Source organism: Microcoleus sp. PH2017_34_RAT_O_A (assembly GCF_020737885.1).
Lineage (GTDB): Bacteria > Cyanobacteriota > Cyanobacteriia > Cyanobacteriales > Microcoleaceae > Microcoleus.
This window is the reverse complement of record NZ_JAEQDD010000114.1, coordinates 1-21,228: the sequence shown is the minus strand read 5'-3', so window position 1 is coordinate 21,228 and position 21,228 is coordinate 1. Positions and strand designations below refer to the sequence as shown.

Genomic DNA, 21,228 nt, shown 5'->3' with positions numbered 1-21,228 from the left:
CAGACATTTTCTTGTGGGATGGGCGTCCCGCCCGCCCTAAGTCCTATTTGAAGTTAACGAAACAGTTCTTTGTTATTCAGAATAGTCGGCCAATTCTTGTTTGCTAAAGCAATGTGACCGGGAATATCACCCATCCACTGTGCCTGTACTTTCTTGTCGTAGTTGAGATAAAGCTTCCCATTAACAATTTTCCAGGCATCAGGCTGGGTTGCAACAAGATTGCCTTCACTGGCAGCCTGAGCGCAATATCCACCGTATTGAGGAGCATACTTTTCAGGATTTTTGGCAAACATATCGCGGTTGGCTGCACTAGCAAATATCCAAGTTGTTCCGCCCCAATTCTGTTTAAATTGGCTAACTCCCATCACTAATTTGCCTTGGGTGAAATAGGCTACAACATCCTGACCATCAAGAGCCACACCTTTCTCGGTGTAATACTTAGGATGAACAGTTGTTGTGCTGCTTTTTCCAGCACAAGGATTGGCTTTACCAGCGCAAGGATTGGCTTTACCAGCGCAAGGATTGGCTTTTCCAGCACAAGGATTGGCTTTTCCAGCACAAGGATTTTTACCAGCACAAGGATTGGCTTTACCAGCACAAGGATTGGCTTTACCAGCACAAGGATTTTTACCAGCGCAAGGGTTGGCTTTTCCAGCGCAAGGATTGGCTTCTGCAATCTTGGATGAAACGGTTGTAGAGTTTAAGTTGGTGGAAGCCTTGAAGTTGGCGTAGCTAACATTAGCTGTTGCCAAGCCTAAAATGGTGGCAATGGCGATCGTGGTAATGTATTTTACTTTCATGTGTTTAATCTCCAGATGAATTGTTAGTAATTTCAGACCTGATATTTGCTTGATTTTTTTACTCTCTGGCAACTCTGCTGACAGTTAGTTATCTTCAAGACTTGAGGTTATTTACATTAACACTCAAGAAAATGAGTCCTAAATGAGGAAGAACTGGATCGGAGATAAAATTCTCATAAGTTGCTAAAAAAACCAGCGAACACCCTCAATCATGTAATACAAACCTGTCAAAATTAGAGCGACACTACCAAATCTCAGAATCGACTCGGAATGCTGCATCAAAGTCTTAGCTTGCTTGGCAAAACCAGTCAATAGACTGGCAAGAAAGATGATGCTTGTATATCCGAGAGCATAACAGATCATGGTCAAGGTTCCTAGCAATTGTGAACCAGTAGCCCCTCCCGCTGCCAGCACAGCAAATAAAACCGGACTAGCGCAAGGAGAACTCACCAAACCAAAAGTCACTCCTACCCCATATGGTCCCAAATTTGAAGCATTTATATTGATTCCCGGTAAAGGCAATTTCACAATTCCTAGCAAGCTAAAACCCATGATAAAAATGATAATTCCTACAACAATATTGATGTAGCCCCGGTAGTCTACCATGACAGCCCCGGCAAATGAGGATGCCAGCCCGAAAAAACTGAGAATTGTCACAACTCCCAACACAAACAAACTGGCTTTAAGAAAAGCATCTCGCTTGGAAGTGATATTTCGGGTACCAATATAACTCAAGTTAACGGGTAACATTGCCAGAATACAGGGTGAAATGCTGGCGATTAAACCACCGATAAAGGCTAGGAGAAACAATACCAGTGGGTTAGCTGTATCTTGCTGGCTGAACCATTGCTGATAGTTGTTTTCAGTTACCGAAATCAGATGTTCAATTGCCTGAGAAAACGGGCCTGCGAACGCCAGTGCCAGCACTAACCCTAGTAATGCCAATCCACCCAAAAATAGCCATTTATTCGGAGATTTAAAATTTTTGGTACTTTTATCTTGGGGTTCACGCTTTTGAATATCTGTCATGGCTTCTCCTAGAATATTTAATAGGATTTACGCAAAAGTAAGTAGATTGGCGAAAACAAATATTACTGTGTAACAGCATATAAAAAAAACCGAGTTTTTTAGCTAATTTGATGTTTTAGACGCATAAATTTCGTAAAAACCCGGTTTTCGATCTCGCCTATGCACTCTTATCATGCGTAAATCCTGTTCGATCGATTTACCTATAACCTGCAAGCAGCTATTTTTTAGCAAGCGCTTGATCGAGCACGGTTGTATAGGCAGATTTGTTGGGATTGTTGCGATGCTGTGCTAGAATATTTCCTGTGGCAGGGTCGATGATGGTTAGACTTCCCGTTTGAGACTTATTCGATGCGAAAAATTGGCTGAGTCCTAACTGTTTCGCTTTTGCCTCTGCTTGAGAAGTGGTTGATTTATCTGTCACATCTAGCACCACAAAATTCACTTTTCCTGCATATTGCTGTTTCAGTTGGGAAAGCGTAGGGGCAATGTTTTTGCAGCCAGCACACCAGGCTGCATAAACGTCAACTACGACGGGCTTTCCTTGCACTTCTTTTGCTAGCGGGCCTCCTACGTTTTTTTGCTTTGATGCACAGGGGTTTTTGGAAGCGCAGGGGTTTTTGGAAGCGCAGGGGTTTTTGGAAGCGCAGGGGTTGGTTTGTGCGATCGCACTATTAGTTATAGCAGAGGTATTGAGTGTCGTTGCAGTCACCAGCGATACTGTAACTACCAAACTACTTAGACACAAGCTGAGCCATAATGCTGGTTTACGCATATTCAATCTCCAAAATCTAGGGTTTATGTACAAGAAGGCGAATAGAAAACTCTTGGAGTTTCAATCCTGAATCTGAATTGAGACCGAGAGTAACTTATGCCTCTGTGACTTGAGATTAACAGCATTAATTTAGAGAAATATGAGCGTAAGATGAAGATCGGATAGATTTTAGATAAAATCATGAGTGGTTGCTAATTGGTCAACCCCAGATTAAGGCAGATTAAGGCAGATTAAGGCAGATAATTTCAAGATGCTTCTCAACTTTGGCGCTTTTGTCTAAAGTTTGAGATTAATTGATTCGCGTCTTCAGCTAAAATTCATCTTTTATTTAGGAAAATATCATCTAGTTGCCAGGAAGGTCTTATAGAGTGGAGATTAACCATGACTATTTTTTAGTAGTGCAGTCATTTAACAGTGAGTTGAGCAGTGATGACAGGAAAAAACTTGTTTGTGACTAATGATGGACAATACCGTGTTTCTGAGGATACCAGTCAAATTGAAGATTTGACTCATCCCTACCGACTTTATCGCTTTTTAACTGATTTGGAAGATGTATTAGACCAAATTAGTGATGATTATTTACGACTCCAGGCAATTTGTCCCCTGGTTCGCAGGTTGTTAGATAGTTCTTCCTGGCTGCAAATTGCTCTTCTCGAACCTGACTCGGAGACGGGATGGGCGGTACAAACTCTTTATGATGAACCGTTTTTTCCTCTGACTGTGCAGTTGGTGGCTTGGGCTCCGGGTGCTGTTTCTCCAATTCACAATCATGCTAGTTGGGGACTGGTGGCGCTACTGGGTGGAGAGGAGAAAAATACTTTGTGGAGGCGATCGCCAATTCCGAAGTTTCCCGATAAAATTCAAACAGTGGGAGATATTTTGCTTGCACCGGGTGACATTTTGTGCTTGATGCCCGATGCGATTCATCATGTGGAAGCGCTGGGAGATGAACCAACTATTAGTTTTAATCTTTATGGTGAAACAGATTATGCTCGACGCTTTGAATTTAATCAGATTAAAGGTACTGCGGAGATTTTTTAAGGGATAAATTTCGGGATTGAGCGATTGAGCGATCGCAGATGAAAGGCAGATGCAACACAGATAAATGCAGATAATTTTAAGAGATAAAATTGCATGAGTACCAGAGGTGTTTGGGGTGCATCTGCGTTAATAACTTATATGCGGTCATGGTTCGCTCTCTTTAAAAACCAGATGCACCCGGTTTTTGTCAGGTGCGTCGCTGCGAGATTATCAATCTTTAGTTAGGATTTTTCGCAGGCTACGCACCCTAGGACTCATATCCAATCAACCGGGTTTTTTAGCTTATATTATGGTCTAAACGTGTCTTTTCGTCAAAAATATGGTTTATGACTTTTCGTTAATCCCTCGCTACTCCTAACTAAACAATGAAGCGTATTCGGCAATTAAGAGCAACCATTGACAATCTCAAGGGCAAGCGATTTTCTACTTCTTCGCTTCAGTTTCGCTTGACTCTGGAATTGCTGGTACTATCGATTTTAGGACTTAGCAGTGTGGCATTTTGGGCTGGCTGGCAACGATCGCAAAATCTAGTAGTTGCTCATAAAAAAACGCTGGAATATATTGGAATCCGGTTTCCCGAACAGGTGGAACTTTATAGTGAAATGGGTTCTCTAGAAATTGGTTTAAGCCGCAGCGTTCATCAAGCTTCGACAGGGGGAATTATGGTGTGGGTGAAGCGCAATGATGGGATGCTGTTGGTGAATTCACCTGATATGGATATGCAATCTTCTAAGATTACGAAGATGATTTCGTTGACGGAAGTACCTGCTGAGCCGACTTTTGTTCGGGTTGCCGATCGCTATTTGGTAATCTGTAGCACAACTCTGAGGATTAAAAATCAGTTGTTGGGTACGGTATATTTCTCTCAAGATATCACGGACGAGCAACATGAGTTAAATGATGGGATTCGGAGTTTAATTATGGTCAGTGTTGTGGTAATTTTAGTGTTGATCGTGGCGATCGCCAGTCGCATACGTCATGCTCTGGCCCCTCTGGAAGAGATGAGTCAGGTTGCTAGCACTTTGTCTGCTGATAATTTGCAGGCGGCAAAACTCCAACTGCATCAGGCTCCTGATGAGATTTTAGGACTTGCACAAACCTTTAATGAAATGTTGTTTAGATTATCCGGTTCCTGGGAGCAACAGCGCCAATTTGTGGGTAATGTTTCCCATGAATTACGCACTCCCCTGACGGTGGTAGTTGGTTATTTACAAAGTTTGCTGCGGCGCAGCACTAATTTAAGCGACTATCAGCAGCAAGCACTGGAAACGGCGGTTGGTGAAACTGAACGCACGATTCGGATGTTAGAAGATTTGCTGGATTTGGCGCGGGCTGATAGTGGCAATTTGCACTTTCGTTTGCATCCGGTGATTCTGAATACTCTGGTGGCGGAGGTGGCAGAAATGAGTGCAAAGGTTAGCAATCGGCAAGTTATTTTGGTGTCAAATGATGAGGATGTTGTCGCCTGTGCGGATCAGGATCGTTTACAACAAGTTTTAATTAATTTAGTTGATAATGCTATTAAGTATTCTGCTCCCGAACAACCTGTTGAGTTAGTCTTAGAAAAGAGGGAACAGCAGGTGATGGTTCATGTGCGCGATCGCGGCATTGGTATTTCTCTGCCACACCAAAAACGGATTTTCGAGCGGTTTTACCGGGTGGATGAGTCTATGACGCGCTCTAGAGACGGTACTGGGTTGGGATTGGCGATCGCCAAAAGCCTGATCGAAGGTATGGAAGGACGTATCGCGATCCGCTCTAAACCGGGAGAAGGTAGTATTTTTACTATCACCTTACCTGTTTGGAATCCGCAGCTATGAGCGATCGCATTCTCCTTGTTGAAGATGACCCGAAACTGGCAAAGTTCATCGAATCTGAACTTACTCTAGAAGGATATCACGTCACTGTCGCCCCCAACGGATTGGATGGATTAACCCTCGCCCGCACGGCTGAACCGGATTTGTTGATTTTAGATTGGATGCTTCCGGGTATCTCTGGATTGGATATTTGTTTGAGATTGCGATCGACTGGCGTGCAAGTACCAATAATTATATTAACAGCAAAGGATGAAGTACCCGATCGCGTAACGGGATTAAATGCTGGCGCTGATGATTATGTAACGAAGCCTTTCAGTATGGAAGAGCTCCTCGCGAGGGTGAAAGCACGCCTGCGCCGAACTCAACCAAATGACCCGGATAGCTTAGAATTTGAAGACTTAATCTTAAATTGTTTAACCCGTGAAGTTTATCGAGGAAATCAACTAATTGAACTCACGGCAAAAGAGTTTGATTTGTTGGAATTTTTGCTGCGGAATCCCCGTCAAGTCATTACGCGCGATCGCATCTTAGAAAAAGTCTGGGGTTACGATTTTATGGGCGAGTCAAATATTATTGAAGTGTATATTCGGGCGTTGCGGATTAAGTTAGAAGCAAATAACTCAAAACGGCTGCTGCATACGGTTCGAGGAGTTGGCTACGTGTTGCGAGAGCATCGCGCCGTCTCCTAATTTTAGTTAGGGATTACGCGCAAAAAAGGTACGTAGTTGCGCTTCAGCGCTCTTATGGTGATTATACACTAAGCGAGTTACACACCAAACAATCCCATGAAAGTCATACCTCATCTATCTGAGAAGGGCTATATGAGTTACGCACAAAAAATCTGATAAACCGGGTATTTCAACTGGTGTAAGAAAACATTTTTCTACCGAAATTACGCAACTGGCATATTCAAAAAGGTACGTGGTTGTGCTTGAGCGCTGAAGCGCAACTACGTACCTAAGAAAATATTTAAGTATTGTGACACTTGCGATCGCGAACTGTTGTACAAAAACTCGGTTTATAGTCACCCGTGCGTAAGTCCTACAGTCAAGAGTTGTTCGGCGAAAGATGCAATTAAAGAGCTATGTGCCAATTGCGAGAGCCATTTTTGTGGTATAGCAGATTCACCGTAAAAAGCTCCCGCCAACTGTCCGTAAACCGCACCAGTTGTATCCGCATCGTCGCCCAAATTCACAGCCAACAAACACCCTTCGGCAAAAGACGAACTGTTATAAAACGCCCAAAGTGCCGCCTCCAAAGACTTAACCACGTAACCAGTACCCTTAATTTCAGGAGGTTGTCGCCGCTTAAAAGAACCCGCCGCAATTTCATCAATTTCTGCCACCAGCGGGTGCGCGGCCCAATATTCGGCGATCGCACAATATCTTTCCGAAAGCAAAACTTCTTTACTAACTCCATTCACAGCCCCCGCAATTAAAGTACCAAAATAGCGGCAAGCATCGACGCAAGTAGCAGCACCGTGAGTAGTGCGAGAACTTTCTCCAGATTTGTCTATGACTTCTAAAGGATTTTTCGCATAAAACAAAGGTACCGGAGCCAAACGCATAATCGAACCATTTCCAGCAGCCCAAGAATCAGTAGAACCGCAGTAAGGCTTTTTTGTATCTTGAAAATGCCAAAGTGCTTGTTGCACCGTATTGCCAATATCAAAACACTTGCCCGTACTGCTCAAATGTCCGTCTCGCCGCCACTTCAAATAAGTTTCTAATTGATGGACTGGATCGAAACCTTTTTTTTCAATCAAACTTTCGGCTAAACAAAGTGCCATTGATGTATCATCCGTCCACTGTCCCGGTTGCAGTCGAAACGGGCCGCCGCCAATCATATCGTTAATCGGCTCAAAGGTTCCGGGGCGACAAAACTCTAAAGTTGTTCCCAAAGCGTCGCCAACTGCTAAACCGATCAGACTGCCGCGATAACGTTCTATTTGCTGCATAGTAATTTTCAGTTGACAGTTGATAGTTGTGAAAAGAAGGAAGAGGATAGGAGTAATGAATCGTTTGATTTTAATCTCTACCTCAAAGGGAAAGGCTTTCAACTAATGCTTTCTGGTAAAGCAATAATTGCCTAAGTTAGACAAATGTGGTTAGACGTGCTACTTATAGCAGTAAAATACGCAGTTTACAGCCACTGTATTCCGCTCTTGATTCTCTTTCTCTGTGTCCTCTGCGCCCTCTGCGGTAAATCAAAAAAATCTTGTTCAAAAATGAAATAGAATTGCCCTACTTGCGGTAAAAAATAAAAAAAACCAGAGTTTTCGCCTAAAAGGCTGAGGCAAAAGACGACTCAAGCTAATATTGATGTTAACCTGTCCCTACCCGAGATCGAACAGTCCCATGACACCCGATGCCTCAACAGCCGCTGCTGCCACCCCTCAATCAACACCCGAAGTTAGCTTAGATCTGCAAGTCCGACTTAAGACTGAAGATGGACAGCTATTGTTGCTACTTCCCCCAGAAACGAACAACGAACCTGGAAGTGGTACGGCATCGACTTGGACTGAACTTTGCCAGCAGTTAAAAGTCAGGCTGAATGCTGGAGAACGTTTTTGGCAGCCGAATGCCGAAGTACAATTGATGGGCAGCGATCGACTTTTGGATATCCGCCAACTGCAAGAAATCGCCGATGCCCTCTTGGAAGCGGAACTGCAACTCAAACGAGTCCACACCAGCCGCCGCCAAACGGCCGTTGCCGCAGCTACGGCAGGCTATTCTGTAGAACAGCAGCCTCCGGTTTCTACCCTGAGTAAATCCGCCGACAAACCGCAATCGCTGGCGGAACCTTTATATTTGCAGATGACTGTGCGATCGGGCGTAGAAATTCGTCACCCAGGGACGATCGTACTTTTGGGAGATGTAAATCCCGGTGGCTCAGTCGTCGCCGGAGGCGATATCCTGGTTTGGGGCCGTTTGCGGGGCGTCGTGCACGCGGGTGCCGGCGGCAACACCAACAGCGTGATTATGACCTTGCAGATGGAACCGATGGTGATTAGGATTGCTAAGTACGTTGCCAGAGGCCCAGAAGCCTCACCCGCTCAGTTTTTCCCGGAAGTCGCCTATGTGACGCCTCAGGGGATTCGGATCGGTAGAGCCTCTGATTTTGACAAATCGCAGTTAATGGGCGGTAATGGGTAATTGGTCATTGGTAATGGGTAATGGGTAATGGGTAATTGGTAATTGGTAATTGGTAATTTGTAATTGGTAATTGGTAATTGGTAATTGGTAATTGGTAATTTGTAATTGGTAATGCTGTTTCAACCTGCATTTGATAATTTTTGTCTTGGCTAAATCAGTCATTAAAGGACGATGGAAAATATCAATGAAACTTCCTCTAAAATTTGTCTAACAATCAGACTTATTAGTTGTGAGCGTTGAGTTGATTCAAGGAATAAAAGATGCTGGCTAAATTACCAAATACTAATGGCGAATAATTCGCAATTACCAATTCGCAATTACCAATTCGCAATTACCAATTCGCAATTACCAATTCGCAATTACCAATTCGCAATTACCAATTCGCAATTACCAATAAATCTAAAATCGCTTATGGCTCGCATTATTGTTGTTACATCAGGGAAAGGCGGAGTGGGAAAAACTACCTCCACAGCCAATCTCGGCATGGCTTTAGCTAAGCGGGGGCGCACCGTTGCGGTAATTGATGCCGATTTCGGCCTCAGAAATTTAGACTTGCTGCTGGGCTTAGAAAACCGCATTGTTTACACGGCATTAGAAGTTCTCGCCGGAGAGTGTCGCTTAGAGCAAGCTTTGGTGAAAGATAAGCGGCAGCCGCGCTTGGTGCTGTTACCGGCGGCCCAAACTCGGATGAAGGATGCCATCAGCGCCGACCAAATGAAGCAGCTTGTGGGGATGTTGGCACCAAAATATGACTATATTTTGATCGACTCTCCGGCTGGAATTGAGCAGGGTTTCCAAAATGCGATCGCCCCGGCGCAAGAAGGTATCATTGTCACGACTCCAGAAATCGCTGCTGTCCGCGATGCCGATCGAGTCATCGGCCTGCTGGAAGCCAACAATGTCAAGAAAATCAGGCTAATCGTCAACCGGATCAGGCCTGCAATGGTGCTGGCAAATGATATGATGTCGGTGCAAGACGTGCGGGAAATCCTTGCCATTCCGCTGTTAGGCGTCGTTCCCGACGACGAGCGGGTCATCGTTTCCACCAACCGAGGCGAACCATTAGTATTGTCGGAAACGACCTCTTTAGCTGGAACTGCCTTCGACAATATTGCCCGCCGTTTAGAAGGCGAAAAAGTTGATTTTTTAGATCTCACTCCCCGTCGGGAAACGTTTTTCACTCGCCTCCGCAAGTTTTTCAATACTAAAATTATGTGATGTGCTGCCCTATTGGCGATCGACCTTTAATAGCAGCCACTGCATCGCAAAAACTAGCCGAAAAATTCCCGGAGTAAAACCATTTCGCAAAAAGCATCAAACTGCTGCCCCCGACTCCAAACCAGACGGGAATAAGTCATTCCCCAATCTAAAATCTAAAATCGCCTGACTTTTTCTATGCCCAACCATTGACAAACCCGCCGCAACCATGATATACACACTTCTCGAACGACTTTTCCCGCGCATCCCTGACAACAGCCGCGACGATGTAAAACGCCGCCTCAAACTCGTTCTAGCCCACGATCGGTCAGAACTCAGCCCCGAAATGGTTGAGTCTATGCGCCGAGAAATTCTAGAGGTGGTGTCTCGCTACGTGGAAATTGATACCACTGAGTCAGAGTTCGGTCTCGAAAGCGACCAGCGGGCTATGTCACTGATCGCAAATCTGCCGATCCGGCGAGTGAGACTGGAAAATCCACCGGAAAATTTGCCCTATAAATTGCCGGAAAAATTGCCAGAGAATCTACCTGAAAAGGTAGCTGAGTATGTACCCGAGTATGTAGTCGAAACTCTCCCCGAAACTACAGAGTGATAGAAATTAGGATTTTCTTTTCAGTAAATGAGTGCGATCGGCTCGCCATTTAAATTAAACTATCTCTCTACAATTAAAATCTTGTGGGGTGGGCTAAGATTGTCCGCCCCAAATATGTTATTTAAATTGGGAAAAGCTTGTACTCTCGTTTCTCTTTGCATCAGAATCATCATTTTACCAATGCGAGCGTCCCCGCTCGCAAGTTATCTCCTCTCGCGAGCGGGGACGCTCGCACTGGCAGAATTCTGACGATTCAAATATATAATTCAATACGGTTGACTTAAGAAGAATCTGACTTGCAAAAAATGCCTGTATTGCCTAGAAAATCGTCAGATAAAATTCCTAAAAAAGCGTTAAGTAAACCGTATTGATATATAATTCCGATGCCACCGGAGACGATATTATCTCCTGTCGCGAGCGGGGACGCTGGCACTGGCAGAATTCTGCTGTTACTGGATTTGACCGGAAACGATATTATCTCCTGTCGCGAGCGGGGACGCTCGCAGAAACGATATTATCTCCTGTCGCGAGGGGGGACGCTCGCACTGGCAGAATTCTGCTGTTACTGGATTTGACCGGAAACGATATTATCTCCTGTCGCGAGCGGGGACGCTCGCACTGGCAGAATTCTGCTGTTACTCGATTTGAGATGATACCGGAAACGATATTATCTCCTGTCGCGAGGGGGGACGCTCGCACTGGCAGAATTCTGCTGTCACCGGATTTGATATGATAGCGGAAAACTTATCCACTCAATCTTAATAACTAATTGCTCTTTCTAAAGCATCTTGTAACTGAAGTTCTAAAGGTCTATCCGAGCGAATTTCTAAACCAGGTAAATCATGTTTCACTAACAGTTTTTCGCCTGTTTCCGCAGTGGAACTCGGCCAGAGTACCCAACGACTACCTTGGGTAAGAGTGCTTAAACTTGCAGAGTTTTGAGTTAGCCAAATGATCGATAGTTGCGATCGACTATCGATCGCATCTTCGGCAGCATTAACCGCCGCCAAGGTTTCCAAAACTACCCGGTTCCCCGAGACAAGTCCGGTTCCGGCCGTCCAAAGTTTGACGTTTAACAGGCGCTTGCTAGCATAGAAGTAAAGAGACGCTGCTACTGTCACCGCTCGTTCAAATTCCTCTGGTTGCCACAATGCAGCGCTGTCGAGAGCAATAATAATTTCTTGGCCGCCTGCTGCAACTTCTAACTCTCTCACCCTCAGTTCTCCGTAGCGGGCGCTGGTGCGCCAGTGAATCAGGCGGGTGGGGTCTCCGTGACGGTAAGGTCTCAGGTTGCGGGTGAGGCCTTCGGTAGCGGTTTGCGATCGCAGGCGATCGTACAATTGCGGACTGTCTTCCTGACCGATGCGATCGATCAAAGGGCAAGTGCTCAACGGCAAAACCTGCGGGTAAACCACCGCCACCGCTTTTACCGGGCGGCTGCGACGGCACCAAAACAACCCTAAAGGCGCCGCCGTCCTCAAGTGCACCTCTTGCCAGCGATAGACGCCCCGCTGCCGGACTTCCACGTAGTATGTATCCCTGTATATACTTTTAGGCTCTACGATCTCGATCGGGCGGACAAGCTCTTTTCCCAATACAAACGGTAAGATGTCTACCACTTGCAACAAGGTTTTAGGTTGGCGGGCGCTATTTTCGATTTCTAGTTCCACAGTGATTTTATCGCCCGCACTCACAGGTTCGATCGGGTGGCGGCGGACTTCCAAGGAACGCAGCGATTTTGCAGGCAAAACCGCAGCTACTACCAGCAGCGCCAAACTGCCACCGCTGAGCGCGTACAGCCACCCAGACATTGTATTAGTAGCAGACCCAAAAAAGAACACCGTCATCCCCGAGAGCAGCCAACCCGCGTAGGCAGGAGTAACAGCGCGATTTTCGAGCCAGTCGGCAATTTTGTGACGGATGTTCATAGGAGTTAAAACTGTTAATTGCTCGATCGCCCATCAAGCCTAATTGTAAAATATTCTCAGCATTTGGCACCGAATTAGCAAGCGAGCGATTAGATTAGAAATCGGGAATTTTTTCAATGATACTTTGACCCCGCCCAATAACGGATACAAGATCCCGACACTCGATCGCGCACGGTCAATCCCCAAATTTTAGACCATAGTTGAAACTCCCAGATTCACGGCGCTGCGAGTCAATCTAAAATCTAAAATCTAAAATCTAAAATCGACTCACTGGAGACTAAAAAATGAACCCATTAAACAATCCTACACCCGTTAAACCCGACCCTCAAGCCCGCCGCACACCCCCGCCACCGCCGCCCTTGGCTGCAACTCCCGCGCCACCACCACCGGCGCCTGCTGCACACCCCCTGGCGCAACAGCAGCATCAGCAGCAACAGCAGCGGGCTGTTGAGACTCCCGTAAGTACGATCGAACAAATGGTCAGAGATGCCCATACCGCCTCGGCTTCCGACATTCACATTCGAGTCGGTCAAGTACCTCGATTTCGGATTCGGGGCGTCATGCAAGTAGCAACCAGCCACCCCAAAGTCACGCCAGAAATTTTTGAACATTACTTAGCCGAAATTCTCACCCCCGAACAGCGAAAACAGTTTGCAGCTACCAAGGAATTAGATGCAGCAATTTTTTACCCGGGCTTCGTGCGGTGTCGGCTAAACTGTTTTGATTCCCTCAGTGGTGGCGCCCTAGTATTGCGGTTGATCAGTTTAGAAATACCCACTATCGACTCCTTGAGGTTGCCAGAAGTTCTCAAAAAGGTCATTTTGCGATCGCAAGGATTAATTTTGATTACCGGGCCTACCGGTTCCGGGAAATCGACAACAGTCGCTGCGATGATCGACCACCTCAATCAGACGGAACAGAAGCACGTAGTTACAATTGAAGACCCGATCGAATTCATTCACCCTTCTAAAAAATGCTTGGTCAGCCAGCGGGAAGTCGGCTTGCACACCCACGAGTTCCAGCAGGCTTTGCGGGCAGTTTTGCGGGAAGACCCCGATGTCATCCTGATCGGGGAAATGCGCGATCGCGTTACCATCAATACAGCCTTGCAAGCAGCTCAAACTGGTCACTTAGTATTGGGAACCCTCCACACTCGCAGCGCCATCAACGCTCTTAACCGCTTGTTAAACCTCTACCCACCTGAGGAACAGCAGGCGATGCGGATTCAAATTTGCGATTCTTTAGTAGCAGTAATTGCCCAACTTTTGCTGCCAACAGTTGACAACCGCCGCGTCGCAGTTCACGATATTTTGGTGAACACGCCAGCCATGCACGATTACTTGATGAAAGGTGATGATGATGAAGCTTTCCGGTTGATGCAAAATGACACCTACGAAGGCATGAAGATTATCAACCAGGATCTTTACAAACTCGTACTTGAAGGTAGAGTGACAATCGAAGAAGCCACAAAAACTTCTCCCGAAGCCAGCGATTTAGACCGCCGCTTGCGGACAGGAGGCTACGAAGTCGGCTCGGCTCGCGACTTTGAAGGTAGCAAAAAAGAAAGGAGCGTTCGCGCCTAGCCTAATAGCAACATACATACAGGGGTAGGCACAGCAAGCCTACCCCACAAATTAATACCATTTAACGCACTTGCCATCTAGGTTGTAGGACTGCTACTTTGAGAGAGTTCAGGGAGCGCTGCGACTAATACCTTCACCATATAGTCATCGCTCATAAAAATCAATACCGGATGCGGGAAACAAGCGTGACTTTAGTCCTTCCTAGGGAAGCGGCTCGGGGGACTTCAGTCAAGAGTGTTCTTTCTTTGCTATTTCTATTAAAATATTGGGCGTTGCTTAATCATGGTATGAAAAAAATAAGTTTAAAATCCAAAACCTTTGTGGATACTGGTTTCTATGACAGACCTATTTAGCCTTTCATACCGTAAATCAGCAACGCCCCCAGTTATCGAAGGCGGCTTCCATCTGTTTGGGGTGGAGACGTTCAATCACCCGCCGAAAGCTATCTGGGCTGGGGATGCCATTGGGGAGTGCTAAGAAGGTGGAGAGCCAAGCTTGTTTGCTACTGCCATAGAGTTCCACCATGGCTTAAGAGCTTTGTCCGCCTGCAATGGTGGAGAGAATCGCAACGATCAGAATATCGGATAAAGGATGCCATTGTCCCCGTTCGACTCGCTCGATCTTCGACGGATTTAAAACAGTCTACTAATCCTTGGCTTAAGGCTGATATTTCTAAGGGAACCGCACTCCTGTGTGGGCAGCTCAACAGCGGGCAGCGGGCGCAAATCCTTGAGACATAACGGGAACCAAGAGGTGGGAATACCCAGAGAGTGTCACCTTGTGTCAGCCTCGAAGCGAGGAAATCTAACAAACCTTTAGCATTGCACCTTTAACCTCAGTATCTGGCTTATTAATCTGTATCCTGAGCTACTATTTAACGTGCGCTTACCCTGCCTACAGTTAGCTACTATTTCGCTGATTTCTGTGCCTTTTTTTCCGATTCTACAGATTGCAAAGCTTCGTCCAGAATTGCCCGAGCTTCCTCAGCTTTGCCCCTAGCTTCTCGATAGCGGACATTAGCTTGAGCGAAGTTTTTGAGAACCTTAAAACCGTCTTTCAGACGACCAATTTCCTCCGCACTCACAGGCTCATCTGTAAACAAAATATCGATCGCCTCCCGGATTTTTAGGGCTTCTTCCCGGGATTCCATCACCTTCAATTTGAGACTTGCCAAATTGCTCAAAATCTGCACTGCTTCAGTAATTGCGTCCTCGCCGTCAGACACAGCAGCATCTTCGATAACTTCAACAAACTGCTTGGGCCCAAATCCTTCTGCGAGCTCTGTAGGTAGCTTCCCTTCATCCATCAGCAGCATCAGCTTATCCATCGCTTCTTCGCGGGCTTTCGCTGAATCTTTCCCTTTGACAGTTAAAATAATTTCGGGGCTTTGAGGAAGTGTATAACGAACCATATTTTGACCACAAGTATGCGAAAACAATTGAATGATATTTTATTTTATCTTGATTCGATCGCCTGTTGCAGCTATCCATCGGCTCCCTTGCCAACCTCTTGCCAAAAGTTGACACATATACACTCAAAAAGGAACCATCGACCATGAAAGATAAAATTCTTAACTTCCTCAACTTGATTTTAGTCGCTGATGTGTTTTTCGTCTTGGCTATTTTTGGGTGGTTTGCGATCGCCGTTGCAGGGCGATCGACTGGCGTAAATCTCGGTTTCGATTTATGGTACAGTCTGTGGCAGCCCGTATTTAATCCTGCCCTCGGTATTTTGATGGGCGGTGCAATTCTCAGCGGTATCGTTAACCAAGTTTCTAAACGCCTCAATCCCAAGTAAAATTTATGTTGTATTTGAGACGGTGATTTGGGACGCTACGAAAGTTAGCTATCAAGCTTGTAGGGTGCATCAGAGATGAGCTGCTCAATTAGGTGAAGCTTGAAAATACATAAGTATGTCATTGCCAGTGAAACAAAGTGAAACGAAGCAATCACAAAGGTTATCATAGCTTTACATTCTGTTACAGAGTAAAGTTTGTTTGTAACTACTTACGTCAAAAATCAGGATTGAACGAATCGGAATCTGAAAATATCAACCATGTTCTGAGGAACAAAAGTTTGGCTTAATTATGGGAGAACAAAAACGTATCGGCATTCTCACCAGCGGGGGTGACTGTGCAGGCTTAAACGCCGTGATTAGAGCCGTTGTTTACCGCGCGACGGGAACATACAATTGGCAAGTGATGGGCATTCGTCAAGCCACCAAAGGATTGATGAGTCGCCCTCCTGAAGCAACACCCTTGAATATTGAGAAAGTAGATTCCTGGCTGACTATTGGGGGTACAATGCTAGGCACTACCAATGAGGGCAATCCTTTTGCTTTCCCGATGCCTGATGGAACTTTGCGCGATCGCTCTGATGATATTATTGAAGGCTATCATCAACTAGGTTTGGATGCCTTAATTGGGATTGGTGGCGATGGCAGTCTTGCCATTCTCCGAAAGATTGCCAACGCAGGTAATTTGAATTTAGTTGCTATTCCTAAAACTATTGATAATGATGTCGGTATTACCGAGCGTTCGATCGGTTTTGATACTGCTGTCAATATTGCCACAGAAGCACTCGATCGCTTACATTTTACAGCGGCCAGTCACAGCCGCGTGATGATTGTTGAAGTCATGGGACGCGATGCCGGACATATTGCGATTAGTGCCGGAATTGCTGGCGGTGCTGATATAATTCTGATTCCCGAAATTCCTTACAAAATTTCCGAAATCTGCGCCAAAGTTCAAGAACGCCAACAACGCGGAAAAAACTACTGTTTAATTATAGTAGCGGAGGCTGTGCGGACAGAAGCAGGCGAGTTAGTAATGCACACAAATCGCTTAGGCCAAAGTCGATTAGGTGGCATAGGTCAGTATTTAGCTGATACAATTTCTGATTGTAGCGGTGCAGAAACTCGCGTCACAGTTTTGGGACACATTCAACGCGGAGGAACGCCTTCTCCGCTAGAAAGATTAATTGCTTCGGCTTTTGGTGTCGCAGCAGTTGATTTAGTTGCCGAAAAGAAATTTGACCGCATGGTATCTTGGCAACAACGAGAAGTTGTGAGTGTTCCGCTGGAAGATGCGATCGCCAAATACAGACCTGTAGACTTCGATGGTACTCTGGTTAAAACGGCCCGCGGTTTGGGAATTTGTCTGGGAGATTAGATAATTACCTAGACTTTTTCACCAAAAAGAATGGGTTTGAAGCCCCGTCCTTATAGGACGGCTTTTCTTCCCTACGGAACATGAAAATTGCTATAATAAGTTTGAGTAAGAATAACCATCTATGCGAAGAAGTGTTTGATTAGGGAGCAACCCCCGTGTTATCTCGTCTCGATACGTCCGTAGCCTGGGTAAACAAGTAATGGTGAACACAGAGCGTACCTATCTGGCATTGTGATGGCAGGACGAAAGCAAAGGAAAAGTAAGCACGATTGCAATACTCGCAAGATGTAGTTGTTTTGAGTGTGTAGAGGCGATTTGACAGCGCCTTTAAGACTAAAGTTGTGGTTTTAAGAATCTCCGTGGCGTTGACTCCCGGAGAGTGTCAAATATCAACAGTTTGTAGTAATAACTTCACTTTTTGCTGGCTTAACTCAACAGCAAGGACTGAAGTCCTTACTACAAACTTTTTGAACTTCCGCAAAAGGTTTATGGTATAATCCGCCCGATCGCCCGATCGCCAGTTTGGATGTCGCAGAGGTACGATGGAATATAGGGAGGGAGACCAAGCCCGGTAAGGTTAAGCTTGGCGATAATACCCACAGGAAGGGAAAAATGACACTTAACTTGCGGCGACCAATTTTGATAGGCGGAATAGGACTTTCAGCAGCGCTTTGGCTGTTGGAAACTCTACAGCATTCGGGTTCAGAAATGGGAGAAACGGCACTCATCGGCTTGACGGCTGCCGGTGCGGGGTATTGGTGGTGGAAACAACAATCTCCCACACTCGAACTCGAACTCCCGCAGCCCCTGGCCAAGCGGGAAGCAGCCGAAAAAGCGATCGCGCAGGCCGAAGCAGCAATTAAATTGCTCGCCTCAGAAGCTCAAAACTCGGTAAATCCGGCTCATCTAACAGCAAAGCTCGATCGACTCAAAGCCGAATTAGACAGACAAGATTTGCGGATTACCGTAACTGGCGGCAAAGCTGTCGGTAAAACTGCCTTAATTCAAGTTTTAAATTCTAATTGGGCATCCCAAGACTCACAACAGCAGATTTTCTCAGAAACAGCACCGCTATTTGCCAATACCACAAATTCCGATGCCAAAATCGGCGGTGATTTAGTGCTGTTTGTCACGGCGGGCGACATCACGGATTCCGAGTTTCAAACATTATCTCAACTAGCGTCCGCAGGTCAGCGCGTGCTGCTAGTTTTGAACAAACTAGACCAATATTTGCCAGCGCAGCAGTCGCAAATTTTGCAGCAGTTGCACCAAAGAATGCAAGGAATATTGGGGACAGAAGATATAATTGCGATCGCAGCTTCCCCTAATTCGATTAAAGTGCGGCAGCACCAAGCAGACGGCACTGTTCAAGAACGGATTGAAACTCAAGTCTCTCAACTCGAACCGCTGACAGCAAGATTGACTCAAATCGTCACTCAAGAAGGGCAACAGTTGGTCTGGGCGAGTGCTGTGCGGGAAGCTGCAACGGTTAAATTAGAAGCAAAAACTTGCTTGAATGTCGTGAGGCGCGATCGGGCAATGCCCATCATCGAACAATATCAGTATATCGCCGCCGCCGCCGTTTTTGCCAACCCAGTTGCCGCCTTAGACTTGCTAGCCACAACCGCCATCAGCACCCAACTGGTAATCGACCTCGGCGCTATCTACAAGCAAGAGTTTTCCTTAGACCAAGCTAAGACAGTAGCGGCAACTTTGGCAACCCAAATGTTCAAACTGGGATTGGTAGAAGTGTCTACCCAAACTATTACTGGACTGCTCAAAAGCAATGCCGTTACCTATGCAGCCGGAGGCGCAGTGCAGGGAATTAGTGCAGCCTATTTTACCAGAATAGCTGGACTAAGTTTGATTGAATATTTCCAAAATCAAGAACTGGAAAATGCAGCCAAAGGCATTTTCAGTCTCAATCAGTTGACGAAAACTTTGCAAGCAGTATTTCAGCAAAATCAACAAGTTTCCTTCTTGCAATCTTTCGTCAATCAAATTGCAAGTCGTCTCTCGCCTCAGACATCTGGGGCCCAGGCTGTTAATTCGGCAGCAAATTAAATACTTCTGGAGCCAGGGGCGGCCAGAAACCTTGTCTGTCTTACGATTAGGGCTAGATTCCCTAAAAAAGGGTCTGACCTATTAGGTACGTAGTTGCGCTTCAGCGCTCTTTCATATATATAAATAAGAGCGCTCAATCGCAACTACGTACCTTGATTTCGTGGGACAGTTGGGTAAGTCATAAAATTTATCAAAAATTGTATTAAAATAAGAAATAGAATGTTATATTTCTATGCTCAATTACATAGCTTAAAAAAGCCGATCGCCAATGGCTGACAATTCCCTTCAAGAAAATCGCCTATCCCTCGCCCGCGCCAGTTTGCGCCAAGCCCTCGCGCGCTACTCCTACCTGCGCCAAGGCAAAAAAAACTCGAACAACACAGAATTAGAAGCCGCCCTGCAAACTCAGTTAGATATTTTAACTTCTACCTCCGAAAAACTTGACAACAAGGTAATTAGGATTGCTACTTTCGGGCTAGTCAGTCGCGGCAAATCAGCCGTATTAAACGCGCTGTTGGGTCAAAAAATCCTGCAAACAGGCCCCCTCAACGGCGTGACTCAGTGGCCTCGTTCTGTACGTTGGAATGTGCCTTTAACCTTCCTGGAGGGCGTAGAACCCCCCCAACCCCCCCTTGGTAAGGGGGGGCAGGGGGGGGTTCAAGTAGAATTAATTGATACTCCCGGACTTGATGAAGTTGGCGGGGAAGTGCGCGGCGAGATGGCGAAACAAGTCACTCGCCAAGCTGACTTAATTCTGTTTGTGGTAGCTGGCGATATCACTCGCACTGAATATCAAGCTTTGTGCGAATTACAAACTGCTCAAAAGCCGCTAATTTTAGTTTTTAATAAAATTGACCTGTATCCAGAATTAGACCGAACAGCTATTTACCAAAGTTTGCAAGCGCTGGGAAATTCCGAACAGCTAGCAGCCGAGGCAGTAACAGACAAGGAAGATTTGGAAGATTTGGACGATCGCCAAAATAACATCCCTGCTCCTAAGTCTACAGCAAAATCACCCGCTAAAATTGCCAAATCCTTAGAAATAGTCATGGTAGCCGCCGAACCTGCACCAGTGCAAGTGCGAGTAGAATGGTCAGATGGAAGTGTCACTCACGAATGGGAATCGCCACCTCCCCAAATAGACGAACTCAAACACACAATTTTGACAATTCTTAACAGAGAAGGGCGATCGCTCCTCGCACTTAATGCTTTAGTAGAAGCTAGAGATGCCGAAGCAAATCTTGCTCATCAAGTTCTCAAATTGCGCCAAACAGAAGCCGATGATTTAATCTGGCAATTTGCCAAATACAAAGCTTTAGCTGTCGGCTTAAATCCTGTTGCTTTCCTGGATGTCATGGGCGCAACTGTTGCAGATTTAGCCTTAATTCGCTCTTTATCCAGACTTTACTGTTTACCGATGACTGGTTACGAAGCCGGCAAACTTTGGCAAACTATTTTCTCCAGCGCAGGAGGCGTACTTTTGGGAGAATTAGGTAGCAGTTTCCTCTTGGGATTTGGGAAAAGTGCGGCCGCTGTCGCCCCACAAATCGGCTTTTCGACTTTCGCCGGAGTCGCTGTCACTCAAGCTAGTTTAGCAGCCTACGGAACCTACGCTGTCGGTCGCGCCGCCCAAGTTTATTTAGAAAGAGGCTGCACCTGGGGCCCCCTGGGACAGGATACTGTCATTCAAGAGATTCTAGCTACCATCGAGCGCAATACAATTATCGATCGCTTGCAGCAAGAATTCAAAATATGACACAAACCACAGCCATATTACGCGAACTGAAGCCGAGGGATTTTTTCCCGAGTCGTATCAAGATTTCCCCGAAATTACAGAATTGGTCAACTGATTGCTGTGTCATAAACATCGCAGTTGAGTAGGGTGCATCAGAACAAAAAAGGTACGTAGTTGCGCTTGAGCGCTCTTAACAAAGGTACGTAGTTGCGCTTGAGCGCTCTTGAAAAAGGTACGTAGTTGCGCTTGAGCGCTCTTAAAAAAGGTACGTAGTTGCGCTTGAGCGCTCTTAAAAAAGGTACGTAGTTGCGCTTGAGCGCTCTTA

At 45.9% G+C, this 21,228-nt stretch carries 19 protein-coding genes and 1 pseudogene; 12 read left to right on the top strand and 8 right to left on the bottom strand.

Translation table 11 applies throughout. From position 1 onward, the window contains the following. Positions 1 to 53: 53 nt before the first annotated feature. The 3 genes from JGK11_RS28450 to JGK11_RS28440 form a co-directional block, all read right to left on the bottom strand. Positions 54 to 800, bottom strand: coding sequence for a YHS domain-containing (seleno)protein (locus JGK11_RS28450; RefSeq protein ID WP_293186395.1), 747 nt, complete (start codon positions 798 to 800; stop codon positions 54 to 56). Positions 801 to 983: 183 nt separating this feature from the next. Continuing rightward, positions 984 to 1,829, bottom strand: coding sequence for a cytochrome c biogenesis protein CcdA (locus JGK11_RS28445; RefSeq protein ID WP_293186397.1), 846 nt, complete (start codon positions 1,827 to 1,829; stop codon positions 984 to 986). Positions 1,830 to 2,046: 217 nt separating this feature from the next. Then, on the bottom strand, positions 2,047 to 2,601 hold the full coding sequence (locus tag JGK11_RS28440; RefSeq protein WP_293186399.1) for a thioredoxin domain-containing protein: 555 nt from the start codon (positions 2,599 to 2,601) through the stop codon (positions 2,047 to 2,049). 429 nt (positions 2,602 to 3,030) lie between these two features. Here JGK11_RS28440 and JGK11_RS28435 point away from each other — a divergent pair, with 429 nt between their 5' ends. The 3 genes from JGK11_RS28435 (at position 3,031) to JGK11_RS28425 (ending at position 6,148) form a co-directional block, all read left to right on the top strand. Further along, positions 3,031 to 3,642, top strand: a complete 612-nt coding sequence (locus JGK11_RS28435) for a cupin (protein ID WP_293186401.1) — start codon at positions 3,031 to 3,033, stop codon at positions 3,640 to 3,642. Between the two features lie 365 nt (positions 3,643 to 4,007). Next, on the top strand, positions 4,008 to 5,462 hold the full coding sequence (locus tag JGK11_RS28430; protein ID WP_293213812.1) for a HAMP domain-containing sensor histidine kinase: 1,455 nt from the start codon (positions 4,008 to 4,010) through the stop codon (positions 5,460 to 5,462). Then, on the top strand, positions 5,459 to 6,148 hold the full coding sequence (locus tag JGK11_RS28425) for a response regulator transcription factor (RefSeq protein WP_293186405.1): 690 nt from the start codon (positions 5,459 to 5,461) through the stop codon (positions 6,146 to 6,148). The genes JGK11_RS28430 and JGK11_RS28425 overlap by 4 nt, the downstream gene beginning before the upstream one ends. 335 nt (positions 6,149 to 6,483) lie before the next feature. Here the strand turns inward: JGK11_RS28425 and JGK11_RS28420 are convergent, their stop codons facing one another. Beyond that, the gene (locus tag JGK11_RS28420) at positions 6,484 to 7,416 is read right to left on the bottom strand and encodes an ADP-ribosylglycohydrolase family protein (RefSeq protein ID WP_293198783.1); all 933 of its coding nucleotides are present in this window, start codon (positions 7,414 to 7,416) and stop codon (positions 6,484 to 6,486) included. Between the two features lie 400 nt (positions 7,417 to 7,816). Between JGK11_RS28420 and minC the strand changes: the two genes are divergently transcribed. Then, positions 7,817 to 8,614 carry a septum site-determining protein MinC gene (minC, locus tag JGK11_RS28415; RefSeq protein WP_293213809.1) on the top strand — a complete coding sequence of 266 codons (798 nt, stop codon included), beginning with the start codon at positions 7,817 to 7,819 and terminating at the stop codon, positions 8,612 to 8,614. A gap of 4 nt (positions 8,615 to 8,618) precedes the next feature. On the opposite strand, the gene JGK11_RS28410 is transcribed toward minC, so the two are convergent. Beyond that, complete coding sequence (locus JGK11_RS28410) at positions 8,619 to 8,744, bottom strand: hypothetical protein (RefSeq protein ID WP_293213807.1); 126 nt, start codon at positions 8,742 to 8,744, stop codon at positions 8,619 to 8,621. Positions 8,745 to 9,025: 281 nt separating this feature from the next. Here JGK11_RS28410 and minD point away from each other — a divergent pair, with 281 nt between their 5' ends. The 3 genes and pseudogenes from minD (at position 9,026) to JGK11_RS28395 (ending at position 11,157) form a co-directional block, all read left to right on the top strand. Continuing rightward, a complete protein-coding gene (gene minD / locus JGK11_RS28405) occupies positions 9,026 to 9,832 on the top strand; it encodes a septum site-determining protein MinD (RefSeq protein WP_293187202.1) in 807 nt (268 codons plus the stop codon). A gap of 208 nt (positions 9,833 to 10,040) precedes the next feature. Beyond that, positions 10,041 to 10,298, top strand: a pseudogene (gene minE, locus JGK11_RS28400) (cell division topological specificity factor MinE); the annotation flags it as partial. 493 nt (positions 10,299 to 10,791) lie between these two features. Continuing rightward, positions 10,792 to 11,157, top strand: a complete 366-nt coding sequence (locus JGK11_RS28395; RefSeq protein WP_293213804.1) for a hypothetical protein — start codon at positions 10,792 to 10,794, stop codon at positions 11,155 to 11,157. Positions 11,158 to 11,182: 25 nt separating this feature from the next. Here JGK11_RS28395 and JGK11_RS28390 read toward each other — a convergent pair whose 3' ends face one another. Then, entirely contained in the window at positions 11,183 to 12,352 is a 1,170-nt protein-coding gene (locus JGK11_RS28390) for a DUF58 domain-containing protein (RefSeq protein ID WP_293185252.1), read from the bottom strand. A gap of 284 nt (positions 12,353 to 12,636) precedes the next feature. Between JGK11_RS28390 and JGK11_RS28385 the strand changes: the two genes are divergently transcribed. Continuing rightward, the gene (locus JGK11_RS28385; RefSeq protein ID WP_293193665.1) at positions 12,637 to 13,935 is read left to right on the top strand and encodes a PilT/PilU family type 4a pilus ATPase; all 1,299 of its coding nucleotides are present in this window, start codon (positions 12,637 to 12,639) and stop codon (positions 13,933 to 13,935) included. A 369-nt stretch (positions 13,936 to 14,304) separates the two neighbouring features. Here the strand turns inward: JGK11_RS28385 and JGK11_RS28380 are convergent, their stop codons facing one another. Then, positions 14,305 to 14,460, bottom strand: a complete 156-nt coding sequence (locus JGK11_RS28380) for a transposase family protein (RefSeq protein WP_293143535.1) — start codon at positions 14,458 to 14,460, stop codon at positions 14,305 to 14,307. A 382-nt stretch (positions 14,461 to 14,842) separates the two neighbouring features. Continuing rightward, positions 14,843 to 15,346 carry a hypothetical protein gene (locus JGK11_RS28375; protein ID WP_293143532.1) on the bottom strand — a complete coding sequence of 168 codons (504 nt, stop codon included), beginning with the start codon at positions 15,344 to 15,346 and terminating at the stop codon, positions 14,843 to 14,845. A gap of 143 nt (positions 15,347 to 15,489) precedes the next feature. Between JGK11_RS28375 and JGK11_RS28370 the strand changes: the two genes are divergently transcribed. The 4 genes from JGK11_RS28370 (at position 15,490) to JGK11_RS28355 (ending at position 20,924) form a co-directional block, all read left to right on the top strand. Next, on the top strand, positions 15,490 to 15,732 hold the full coding sequence (locus JGK11_RS28370) for a hypothetical protein (protein ID WP_293185248.1): 243 nt from the start codon (positions 15,490 to 15,492) through the stop codon (positions 15,730 to 15,732). Positions 15,733 to 16,021: 289 nt separating this feature from the next. Beyond that, complete coding sequence (locus JGK11_RS28365) at positions 16,022 to 17,104, top strand: ATP-dependent 6-phosphofructokinase (protein WP_293185247.1); 1,083 nt, start codon at positions 16,022 to 16,024, stop codon at positions 17,102 to 17,104. A 612-nt stretch (positions 17,105 to 17,716) separates the two neighbouring features. After that, positions 17,717 to 19,168, top strand: coding sequence for a DUF697 domain-containing protein (locus tag JGK11_RS28360; protein ID WP_293213802.1), 1,452 nt, complete (start codon positions 17,717 to 17,719; stop codon positions 19,166 to 19,168). A 268-nt stretch (positions 19,169 to 19,436) separates the two neighbouring features. Further along, the gene (locus tag JGK11_RS28355) at positions 19,437 to 20,924 is read left to right on the top strand and encodes a DUF697 domain-containing protein (protein ID WP_293213800.1); all 1,488 of its coding nucleotides are present in this window, start codon (positions 19,437 to 19,439) and stop codon (positions 20,922 to 20,924) included. Positions 20,925 to 21,228 lie beyond the last annotated feature (304 nt).